This is a genomic window from Clostridium cochlearium, assembly GCF_900187165.1.
GTDB classification, from domain to species: domain Bacteria; phylum Bacillota; class Clostridia; order Clostridiales; family Clostridiaceae; genus Clostridium_G; species Clostridium_G cochlearium.
The window spans coordinates 979,313-991,312 of the sequence record NZ_LT906477.1; the positions used below are offsets into that span (position 1 = coordinate 979,313).

Annotated in this window: 9 protein-coding genes and 1 CRISPR repeat array (1 of these 10 running past the window's edge); all 9 genes read left to right on the forward strand. The window is 26.9% G+C overall.

The annotated features are described in order from the left end of the window. A CRISPR array of direct repeats spans positions 1–1,800; the repeat unit is 30 nt; unit sequence GTTTTTAGAATAACTATGAGGGATTGAAAC (it extends 246 nt beyond the left edge of the window). Between the two features lie 137 nt (positions 1,801–1,937). Continuing rightward, complete coding sequence (tnpA, locus tag CKV72_RS04705) at positions 1,938–2,270, forward strand: IS66 family insertion sequence element accessory protein TnpA (protein ID WP_095177364.1); 333 nt, start codon at positions 1,938–1,940, stop codon at positions 2,268–2,270. Further along, complete coding sequence (gene tnpB, locus CKV72_RS04710) at positions 2,264–2,614, forward strand: IS66 family insertion sequence element accessory protein TnpB (protein WP_095177631.1); 351 nt, start codon at positions 2,264–2,266, stop codon at positions 2,612–2,614. Before tnpA ends, tnpB begins: the two co-directional genes overlap by 7 nt. An 89-nt stretch (positions 2,615–2,703) precedes the next feature. Then, positions 2,704–4,338: an IS66 family transposase gene (tnpC, locus tag CKV72_RS04715; protein WP_095177632.1), complete on the forward strand. Its 1,635-nt coding sequence runs from the start codon at positions 2,704–2,706 to the stop codon at positions 4,336–4,338. Positions 4,339–4,589: 251 nt separating this feature from the next. Then, positions 4,590–5,327, forward strand: a complete 738-nt coding sequence (gene cas6, locus CKV72_RS04720; protein WP_095177633.1) for a CRISPR-associated endoribonuclease Cas6 — start codon at positions 4,590–4,592, stop codon at positions 5,325–5,327. 23 nt (positions 5,328–5,350) lie between these two features. After that, positions 5,351–7,348, forward strand: a complete 1,998-nt coding sequence (locus CKV72_RS04725) for a TIGR02556 family CRISPR-associated protein (RefSeq protein ID WP_157726534.1) — start codon at positions 5,351–5,353, stop codon at positions 7,346–7,348. Continuing rightward, positions 7,338–8,210, forward strand: coding sequence for a type I-B CRISPR-associated protein Cas7/Csh2 (gene cas7b, locus CKV72_RS04730; protein WP_095177635.1), 873 nt, complete (start codon positions 7,338–7,340; stop codon positions 8,208–8,210). Before CKV72_RS04725 ends, cas7b begins: the two co-directional genes overlap by 11 nt. 52 nt (positions 8,211–8,262) lie before the next feature. Next, on the forward strand, positions 8,263–8,997 hold the full coding sequence (gene cas5b / locus CKV72_RS04735; RefSeq protein WP_095177636.1) for a type I-B CRISPR-associated protein Cas5b: 735 nt from the start codon (positions 8,263–8,265) through the stop codon (positions 8,995–8,997). A gap of 91 nt (positions 8,998–9,088) precedes the next feature. Further along, on the forward strand, positions 9,089–11,422 hold the full coding sequence (locus tag CKV72_RS04740) for a CRISPR-associated helicase/endonuclease Cas3 (protein ID WP_095177637.1): 2,334 nt from the start codon (positions 9,089–9,091) through the stop codon (positions 11,420–11,422). 74 nt (positions 11,423–11,496) lie between these two features. After that, positions 11,497–11,997: a CRISPR-associated protein Cas4 gene (gene cas4 / locus CKV72_RS04745; protein WP_197696951.1), complete on the forward strand. Its 501-nt coding sequence runs from the start codon at positions 11,497–11,499 to the stop codon at positions 11,995–11,997. The last annotated feature ends 3 nt before the right edge of the window (positions 11,998–12,000 follow it).

Below are 12,000 nucleotides of genomic sequence, written 5' to 3' on the forward strand. Positions count from 1 at the left end.
AATCGAGAACGCAAGATATACTTATGGTTTTTAGAATAACTATGAGGGATTGAAACTTGCAAAATCTTTTAATCCTAAGTCAATTCCTACTGTTTTTAGAATAACTATGAGGGATTGAAACAAAATTACAATGGGAAAACAAATGAAATAACTAATTTTGTTTTTAGAATAACTATGAGGGATTGAAACTTTTTCTTTTCCCTGCTTCTATTGTATCGTCTGTAATTAGTTTTTAGAATAACTATGAGGGATTGAAACGAAGTTGAAAGAGGGAATGGAGCAAATGCAAGAAGTGTTTTTAGAATAACTATGAGGGATTGAAACTCGATACTGAAATAAAACAATTAAAAAAATCAAATAGTTTTTAGAATAACTATGAGGGATTGAAACAGTAGATACTACGCTCCTATTCTTTACTAAATCCCTAGTTTTTAGAATAACTATGAGGGATTGAAACATGACTTAATACACATATTATTCAAGGGGATAGACCTGTTTTTAGAATAACTATGAGGGATTGAAACAAATTTCAACAACGTACTTTATCAAGAATGAAATTAGGAGTTTTTAGAATAACTATGAGGGATTGAAACTCCGGAATTTTAGCACAGGATAATAAAAAAGTTTTAGTTTTTAGAATAACTATGAGGGATTGAAACGAACAATGTTGGAGTATAAAGCTAATTGGTATGGAAGAGTTTTTAGAATAACTATGAGGGATTGAAACTAAACTAGGAATAAATATAAAAGCAAGAGATAAGAAGTTTTTAGAATAACTATGAGGGATTGAAACCTTTCACTAACCTTTTGAACCTTAGCATGTTTTTTAACAGTTTTTAGAATAACTATGAGGGATTGAAACTTTGTTCTTCTATTTGAGGATAAATTATATCTTCATACGTTTTTAGAATAACTATGAGGGATTGAAACAACAAAAGATGAATTAATTAAATAAAAGGAGTTTGATAGTTTTTAGAATAACTATGAGGGATTGAAACTATGGACCTTAATAAATTAAATGGTTATATAGGTAAGTTTTTAGAATAACTATGAGGGATTGAAACCGTTGTATGTATTTCCAGAAACCCAGATCCAAGTCCCGCGTTTTTAGAATAACTATGAGGGATTGAAACCTATCTCATCTCTTATATAGTTGTTTATGTTCTCTTGTTTTTAGAATAACTATGAGGGATTGAAACTAACTCAGTTAAATATGTATTTAATAGAGTTGTAGTGTTTTTAGAATAACTATGAGGGATTGAAACGTAATCAAGACGTATTTAATGACAATGGCAGTGGGTACGTTTTTAGAATAACTATGAGGGATTGAAACATTGGAGTATTAAGAAGGCAGCAACCACACCGATTGTTTTTAGAATAACTATGAGGGATTGAAACTGGTTATAACAATGATAAAGAATATGAGGAAATTTCTGTTTTTAGAATAACTATGAGGGATTGAAACTCGTTGTGCTGTTTCCAACTTTGGTCACGTGTCTAAGTTTTTAGAATAACTATGAGGGATTGAAACTGGGAAAGGGCTTTTTAGGTTGAACCCTTTAGAACCGTTTTTAGAATAACTATGAGGGATTGAAACCATTTTCCACGAATGGTAATCTTAAAACTTCTCCTAATGGTTTTTAGAATAACTATGAGGGATTGAAACCCAGCTTGGTTAACATTAAACAATTAAAAATAAAGGTTTTTAGAATAACTATGAGAGATTGAAACAAAGATTCTTCGTTACCTCCAAGTCTGTCCGGATGTAATGTTTTTAGAATAACTATGAGGGATTGAAACTCTTAAAATACATAGTAAATAATAGATAAACATACATAGTTTTTAGAATAACTGTAAGCGTCAAAAATTAAGTATCTAGAAAACATACCCTCCCATTGATAAACTTAAGTAAAAGATTATCAATGGGAGGTTTACTTATGTATAAAAAATTAGATAATGATGCTTGGGAGGAATATTTAAATAAATTTAACTCTGTTAAAGATACAATAACAGTGAAAGATTTCTGTGCTGAGAATAACCTTAATAAGAGTCAATTTTATTACCATAAAAAAAGAGTAGAAAAGGCAATTGAAAGTAAAGAACCTGTTTTTCAGCCTATTTCTTTGAATAGTAAAGTTGATAATACTAAAGAAAATAAATCTACATTAAAAGAAGTAAAAATTAATGTAGGCAATGCTAATATCCTTATTCCTGTTAGCGAAGCTACTTTAATAACAGCAATAATTAAGGAGTTAATTCTAAAATGTTAAATATAGATAAGGTAGAAAAAGTCTATCTTGCCTGCGGTTATACGGATTTAAGAAAAAGTATTGATGGTTTAGTTATGATAGTGCAAAACCAATTTAAGTTAGATCCTTTTGATAAAGCACTATTTGTTTTTTGCAACAAGAAAATGGATAAATTAAAAATTCTTCACTTTGACGAAGGTTTTTGGCTATATTATCACCGTTTAGAAGCTAATCGCTTCAAATGGCCAGCGACAGCTGCCGATGCATTAAAAATTAATCTTGATGAATTACGTTGGCTTTTAAAAGGCTATGAAGTAAGAACAAAATCTAAATTTAAACCTGTAAAAGCAAGTAACTATTATTAAAAAAATATCAATTTTGAACCCTTGAAGTATAGTGATTTCAAGGGTTTTATGGTATAATAAAGATATCAAATAAAACTAACGAGGTAATTATGAGTTACGAAATTTTAACTAATGAGCTTGATGAAAATACAAAAGCATTAATTGAGAAAATGGAACATGAAATTAATAGAAAAGATAAAGAATTAAACTCAAAAGATGAAGAAATAAAAAAACTTAAAAATGAATTAGAATTCTTAAAAGGTGTTATATCTAATAGAAATAGAAAGATATTTGGAGCATCCAGTGAACAAGTAGATGCTAACCAATTATCTCTTTTTAACGAAGCCGAAAAATTTAGTGATACAAAGGTGGAAAAACCTACTTTAGAAGAAATTACATATAAAAGAGCTAAGAAAAGTAATTATACTGGAAAAAAAGACAATTTAGCTAATTTAGAAAGAGTTGTTGTTGAACATAAATTAGAAGGTGATGATCTTAACTGCAAGGAATGTGGTGAAGAGCTTACTCCTATCGGAGTTAAATCTAGAAAAGAGATTGTTAAATACATTCCTGCTAAATTAATAATTGAGGAGCATGTTATTTATAGCTACGCTTGTAAAACATGCGAAAGAGCCACTGGTGAAAGTAAAATAGTTTCACCAGAAGCACCTAAAACTATTTTTTATAATAGTATGGCCTCAAATGAGTTAATTGCACATACTCTAATACTTAAATATCAACATGCAATGCCACTTTATAGGCAAGAAACTTACTTCGATATGATGGGCGCTAGCCTTTCAAGGCAAACTCTATGCAATTGGACTATGTCTGCAGCAGATGCTTTAGAGCCAATATATAACCATATGAAAAAAGAATTGCTTAGCCGTAATTACATTAATGCTGATGAAACAACCTTAAAGGTAATTAATGATAACGGTAAGGATTCAAAAACCAAGAAATATATGTGGTTATATATGAGTAATACCAAATCTAAGCCTGTGATCTTATATGATTACCAACGCACTAGATCAAGCTCTTGCCCTAAAAATTTCTTAGGAGATTTTAAAGGTTTTCTCCAAACGGATGGATATAATGGATACAATTCCGTTAGCGGAGCTACAAGAGTATATTGCTTGGCTCACATAAGAAGATATTTTCATAATATAATAGTAGATTTAGATGAAGAAGCCCTAAAAAATTCTAGAGCAATAATAGGGTTTAATTATTGTGAGCAAATTTATAAACTTGAAAAAGAACTTAGAGAATCTTATTCAAATGATGAAAATTATTATGATATTAGATTTAAAATAAGAACTGAGAAACTAGCTCCAATTATAGATAACTTTATTGATTATGTTGAAAGAGAAATAAAAGATGCTCTTCCAAGAAGTCCGTTAGGTAAGGCACTTGAGTATGCTAAAAAGCATTTACCAGGATTAAAAAATGTATTATTAGATGGTTCTCTAGAAGTTGATAATAATGCTGCGGAAAGAGCAATTAAGCCTTTCGTTATAGGAAGAAAAAATTTCTTATTTGCTAACACTGCTAAGGGTGCAACTGCAAGTAGCAATATTTATAGTATTGTTGAAACTGCCAAGGCTAATAATTTAGTTGTAGAAAGGTACTTAGTCTATCTATTTGATAATCTATCAAAGATAGATATATACGATAGCGAAAGCTTAGAGAATCTTATGCCTTGGAATGATAAGATTCCTGAAAATATGAAAATTAAAGATAAAAAATAAATTAATCCTAGTAAAGCATATTCTTGCCTTACTAGGATATTTTAATACTATTCTTGGAATTATTAAAGGTGCTAAAACTTTGACGCTTACAAATATAGATATATTTTATGTTGAAAATTTTAATAAAAAATTCCATTTTAATAAATAAAAAATCATGTTTTTAGAAGGATTTACAAAAATGGTGTAGAAGTATAAATATAGTAATATATGTTATATTTATATACAAATTATGACATAGGTGAGGAGATTTCATGAGAGCAAATTTAGAAATAAGTTTTTCAGATAAATTGGAAGTACCAATACAATATAATTATTTAGTTCAGGCTATGATTTTAAATTGGCTTGGAGACGAAAAATACCAAAAATTTATCCATGATAAAGGTTATGAATACAATAATAGATCCTATAAAATGTACACATTCTCAAAATTATATGGGAAATTTTCTGTAAATTCAAAAAATGGAATCATAACATTTTTTGATAAGGTAAATCTTATAGTATCATCTCTAGATACAAGATTTATACAATATTTAGCTTCTAATGTAATTATGGAAGATAATTTAAGGCTGGGCAAAAATTCAGTTAAAGTAAATAAAATAGAAACATCTTATAATGAGTTAGGAAATAGTGAAAAAATATATACAAAATCACCTATAACTGTTTATAGTACTTTGCAAAATGCTGACAAAAAGAAAACCTACTATTATAGTCCCTATGAAGAAGAATTTAATGAGCTAATAAGAAATAATTTAATAAATAAATACAAAGCTTTATATAATAAATTTCCCCAAAATGATTCTTTTGACATAAAGCTATTATCCACAAGAGAGCCAAAAGAGAGTGTTTTAAATTATAAAGGCACCATAATAAAAGGATGGAATGGAGAATTTTTAATAAAAGGATCAAAGGAACTTTTACAAATAGCCTATGATGCAGGCCTTGGATCTAAAAATTCTCAAGGTTTTGGTTGCATTGAATTAAAAAAGTAATTTAAGAAAGAAGGTGAATATTTTTGCAAGAAGGTATATATCAAATAGGTTGTGCTGTAGCTTTAGATAGCAGCGAAGAAGACAGGATAGTTCAAAAAATACCAACAGAGAAAAAGGGAAAAGTACAACATATATTAAAAATAAATTTTAACACAAAAGATGAAACTTTAAGCATTGATGGAAATGAAGAGGTAAAAAAGGACAGTCATAAAAAATATCTATTTGTAGACAAAGTAGGGGGTCCTAATTCTCCACAATGGCTTGTAACAAGAAATTCTTTACAATATCATGTATCAGAAACCATAAATAGCTTAACAGATTTAGACTTTGGACAAGAAATAAATGAAAACATAAAACAAGTACTACAGAAATTCTTCATAGATTTAGGAGAAGAAGTTGATAAAAAATATAGGTATATATTAGATTTTAAAAAATTTAATATAGTAGAAGAAGATTTAAAAGAGGAATTTAATAAGATTCTAGAAGAAGAAAATACAGAAGATAAAAAAGAAATTAAAAAATTAGCTAAAACCTTTACAAATAAATATGTAAAAATATTCGAAAATTATATAAAAGAAAAAACGTCATTAAAACCAAATGAAATAGCTATATATACAATATTTATAAATGATAAAGCCTTAGCTCAAACTAAAGAATACAGAGAAGTTGTAGTTGATAAAAAATTAGGTGGAAAACCCAAGAAAAAAGGAAAGACTAAGGAATTAGTGTGCAGTATGTGTAATAGTACATCATCGGATATTGGGGATACTAAAAAATTATCACTAAAATTTTATACTACTAATCAAGTAATATTTTCAAGTGACCTTACAGGGGATTATACAAAAAATATGGTGCTTTGTGAGGAATGCCTAAATAACATCATGGCTGGTGAAAATTATATAAAGGATAATTTAAATACAAACATAGCAGGACTTAGCGTATATTTAATACCTCATTTCATATTTGGACAACCCTTAGACAAAAATTCCTTAGATAACACTACTAAATGGATAAAGAATTCCTTTAATACTGTAAAAAATATAAAAAGCATAGAAAAATTTAAAGAACATGCTACATCAGAAAAGAAATTAGAAGATGAAATAGAAGATAAAAATTCCTACTTCTTATTAAATATATTGTTTTACAAAAGAGTAAATCAAGCAACTAAAATAAAAAGACTTATAAAGGATATAAATCCATCTATATTTGATGAAATTTATAAAAGTCAAAGTAAGGCAAGACAAGTTTATGAAAAAGCAATAGATAAGAGTTTAAAAACATTTTTGGGTTTAGAAAGTATTTATTATTTAACTCCTATAAGAATCAAAGATGGAGAAATGCAGCAATATAATAATCTTTTATATATGTATGATGCTATATTTACAAAGAGAACATTGGATAAAAAAGTTATTATAAAAAGTATACTAGATGCAATTGTCATTAAATACCTTAAAAAGGAAGGTTATAACATAAAAGCAGGAGAAAATAATGAAATAAGGGATATGGTAATTCAAAGTGGAATGTATTTAAAATTTTTAGAGTATTTAGGATGTATAAAGGGGAGTGAAAAAATGGATGTTACCAAATTAATTGTAAAGGATGATATTAAAAATTATATTGACAATATGTCCTACAATGAAGAAGAAACAGCTATGTTTCTTTTAGGATATCTAATGGGGGAAATAGGAAACTGTGAATATAAAAGAGCTAAAGAAGGTAAAAAACCTATATTAAATAAATTAAATTATAGTGGTATAGATAAAAATAAAATTATAAGATTAAGTAATTTGGTTTTCAATAAATTAAGACAAGAAAAGATACTAACATATAATGAAATAATATATAACCAATGTAAACAATTGATAGATGAAAACTTAAATCATTGGAAAATGGATAAAAGCGAAAATTTGTATTATATACTTTCAGGATATTCCTATTCTTCAACTAAAGCCATATTAAATTCTAAAAAAGAAAATAATGAGGAAAAAGAAAATGAAGGAGGAAATGTAAATGAACAATAGTGAAATATTATATTTATATGATGCTAAACTTACAAATCCCAATGGAGATCCAGATGAAGAAAACAGACCAAGAATGGATTACGAAAGAGATATAAACTTAGTTTCTGATTTAAGATTAAAAAGATATATAAGAGATTATTTATTAAGTAGAGGTTATGAGCTATTTGTAATGAAATTAAATGATAAGCCTGTCACTGCAGAAAAAAGAACCAAAGCATTAAAAAGTTTTGATGATGATACCATATTAGACACCTTAATAGACGTTAGAATGTTTGGAGCAACTATGCCTGTAAAAGGAGATAATAAAACATTTATAGGTCCAATTCAATTTAATTGGGGATATTCATTGAACAAAGTAGAACTTTTAGAATCCAGTATAACATCTCATTTTTCTACAGGAGAAAATAAAATTCAAGGAGCCATTGGAAAGGACTACAGAGTGAAATATTCCCTAATAGCTTTTTCAGGAGTAGTAAGTGGAAAAAGAGCACAAAAAACTAAATTAAAAAACGAGGATATAGAACTTTTAGATGAGGCTATGAAAAATGCTATACCAGAACTTGTAACAAGAAGTAAAATAGGTCAATATCCAAGACTTTATATGAGAGTTGAATATAAAGATGATGAAACAATACTAGGAGATTTAAGAGATTATATATCCCTTAAACAAACAGAGGAAAGTATAAGAGATATAAGAGAATGTGAACTAGAAATAGATGAACTTGTAGATTTTTTAAATAAAAATAAAGATAGAATAAAGTGCATAAATTACCATTACGATGAAAGACTTAAACTATCCTTAAAAGGAGAAAATGTAGAATTTAAACAAGCTTTTTCAAACATAGAAATAAAAGAAATATAGAAAGAAATATAGATTGTACCTTATCTTATAAGGAAAGAAGGTGAATACTTGGGTGGATATATTAATTGTAGATATAAAGGGAAAGTTTGCTCATTTTAGAAAGTTCTACACCAATTCATCATCTCTTTCATATTCAGTTCCACCAAGGACAACTATAGCCGGGATGTTAGCAGGTATATTGGGATATGATAGGGACAGTTATTACGAAATATTTTCAAAGGAACAATTAAATATTGCCATAAGAAAATTAACACCTACAAGAAAGATAATGCAAAGTCTTAATTATATAAAAGCAGATAATCCAGGGAAAATTTTAAACCCTAAAGAACATACACAAATACCCTTTGAAATAATAACCTCAGATAAGGGAAGAGTCTCTTATAGAATTTATATAAATCATAGAGATAAAAATATAATGGATGAATTACAAAAAAGAATATTAGAAAAAAAATATTACTATTCTCCATATTTAGGGGCAGCACCTTTTAATTGTACCTTTGAATTTGTAGATAGAGTACAGGGCACATTAATGAAAGAGAAAGAGGAAGTATTAATATATTCTTTAATAAATAAAGAAAGTATAAATAAATGTTTTGTAACTTTAGAGGATAAGGAACTTTTTTTAGTGAAAGAAAAAATGCCCTCAGAAATTTTAAAAAATAGAGTAATAGAAAAGGTAGATAATTATATATATGATGAAAATACCAATAGTCTTAAAGTAAATTTAAATTGCAATTACATTAAATTGAAGTACAAATTTACAGAAGAGAATATATTATTTATGTAAAATAAGTTAGAGAACAGTTAACAACTAATAGTAAATCAATAAATTTACTGTTAGTTGTTATTTATTTACAAAGTAAAAGGAGTGGTGTTAAGTGAAATTTTATTCACATAAGGATAAATTAATTATAGAACACTTAAAAGAAGTTAGGGATTTATCTAAAAATAATATACCTAAAGACTTAGAAAATGCCAATAATATAACAAGTGTTTGCCATGATTTTGGAAAATATACTACATATTTTCAAGAATATTTATTTAGTAAAGATAAAAATAAAAGTGAACTATCAAACCATGGATTTATATCAGCAGTTTTTGCAGCTTATGTGGCTTTGTGTATTTATGGTAAAAAAACTTATATGCCATATATAATATACAATTGTGTACTTCATCATCATGGAAGCCTTGAAAATCCATCTTTAGATTTGCCAAAAGATTTTAGTAAAATAGATGAAAATGAAGATGAAGTTTTATTAAATAAAATAGATAATTGTAAAAAACAATTAAAGGATATAAAAAATAATAGGAAGTATATAGAAAAAGATTATGAAGAGCTAGGATTTATAGATGAGTTTAACAGCTTTTTAGATAAGGAACCCATAGATGACACACTTTTAAATATAAAAAAATTGGACAGTATATTTGATATGAAAAATAAAGATGAAAAGTTTTATTTTATACATCAATTACTTTATTCTGCCTTAATATCAGCAGATAAAATAAGTGCCTCAAATACTTATATGCCTTCAATAAAATATGCAGAATATGAATTTTTAAATAAAGTTAAAGAGGATAAATTTAAAAATGGTGAACTTAGCAAAATAAATAAAATAAGAGGAGAAATATTTTATAATATACAAAATGAATTAGAAAAGAACTATAAAGATGAAAAAATATTTTCTATAACTTCACCAACAGGAACAGGTAAAACCCTATCAGGATTTTTTGCAGCTTTAAAATTAAAAGATTTGTTAAAAGACAATAGAAAGATAATATATTCCCTTCCCTTTACTTCTATAATAGATCAAAACTATGAAAGCATATATGAACTTTTAGAGAGTATAGAGAATTTTTCTAAATGTGAAAATGAATATATTATAAAACATCATAACCTTTCTAATGTGGAATACAGTTCAGAGAATGAAAATTATGATAAAAACAAAGCAGAACTTTTAATAGAAAATTGGACTAGTGGCATTGTAGTTACAACTTTTGTTCAACTTCTTCAAACCTTAATTGGAAATAAAAATAGAATGCTTAAAAAATTTAATTCTATGAGGGGAGCTATAATTTTATTAGATGAAATACAAGCTATAGATATTAAATACCTAAGACTTGTGGATTTTATTTTAAAAGGAGCTGTAAAATACCTAGATTGTAGAATAATAATGATGACTGCCACAAAACCTTTGATATTAAAGGAAAGTTGTGAACTTTTATACAATAATGAAGAGTATTTTAAGATGTTTAATAGAACAAGTATTATGCCTAAAATTAATCCTATTACTGTAGAAGAATTTATAGAGGAATTTACAAATAATATTGAAGAAAAATCCTATCTTATAATATGCAATACAATAAATCAATCACTAAAAATATATGATTCTCTAAAGAATTTAGATAGAGAAGTTTATTATTTATCTACAAATTTACTGCCATTTCATAGAAAAAATATAATTAATGAAGTAAGTTATATGTTAAAAAAAGGTGAAAACATAATATTAGTGTCAACTCAAGTAGTAGAGGCTGGAGTGGATTTTGATTTTGATGTGGTAATAAGAGATATAGGACCTATGGATTCTATAATTCAAGCAGCGGGAAGATGTAATAGAAATGGTAAGAAAAAGAATGGGGAAGTCTACTTATACTCTATGATAAATGATAAAGAAGAGTATTTTGGAAACATAATATATGGAAAATCCATAATAGCTATATCAAAAGAGTTACTAGAAAATAAAGACTTAATACCAGAAAAAGAATATTTTTATATCATAAAAGAGTATTTTGAAAAGGTAAATGAAAATATAAATACAGAAGCATCAGATGAGTTTATGGAGTCCATTAAAAAGCTATACTTTTCTTATGCACCAGAGGAAAAATATAGTATAAATAAATTTTCTTTAATTAAAAACAATCCAGATTATATAGATGTATATTTTATTATAAATGATGAAGCAGAAGAGGTTTATAAAAAGTTTTTAAATATGCTTTCAGAAAAGGACATAATTAAGAGAAAATATATATACCTGCAAATAAAAAATAAACTAAAAGAATATACATTGTCTTTACCATCTAAATATCATGGAAATTTTACGAAGTCTGTAGTGCCAAATATTCCCTTCTTAGTACTTCCCAAAGAAGGTTGTGATGATTTATATCATCCTAAAACAGGATTCAAAAGAGAAGAGGAAGATTTTATGGTATTTTAAGGTTTTTAAAAGGGAGTTTTTTAGGGGAAGTTTTTTAGGGGACGGTTATTGCTTTTTATGAAAAATAAGGAGGAATGATTTTATTGGATATAAATGGTACACATATTTGGTATTATAAAATATGTAAAAGAGAGACATGGCTTATGATGAGGAATATAGTACCAGACCAACATGATGAAAACATAGATTTAGGAAGGTTTATGCATGAATTTTATTATAAAAGAGACAAAAAAGAAATAGCATTTGGTAATGTAAAGTTTGATATATTATTTCAATCTAAAAATGAAATAGTAATAGGGGAAAATAAGAAATCATCAAAATATGAAGAAGCATCTAAATGGCAATTATTATATTATTTAAAGGTATTAAAAAAGGCAGGTATTAATGCTAAGGGTCAATTAGTGTATCCTAGTGAAAGAAAGAGAGTAAATTTAGAACTAACTAAGGAAGTAGAAGATGAATTAAATAATATTATAGATGAAATAGAAAAACTTTCAAAAATGAGGAAACCTCCAAAGGTAAAGAAGATTTCATTTTGTAAAAACTGTGGATATAGAGAATTTTGTTTTTCTTAAAGG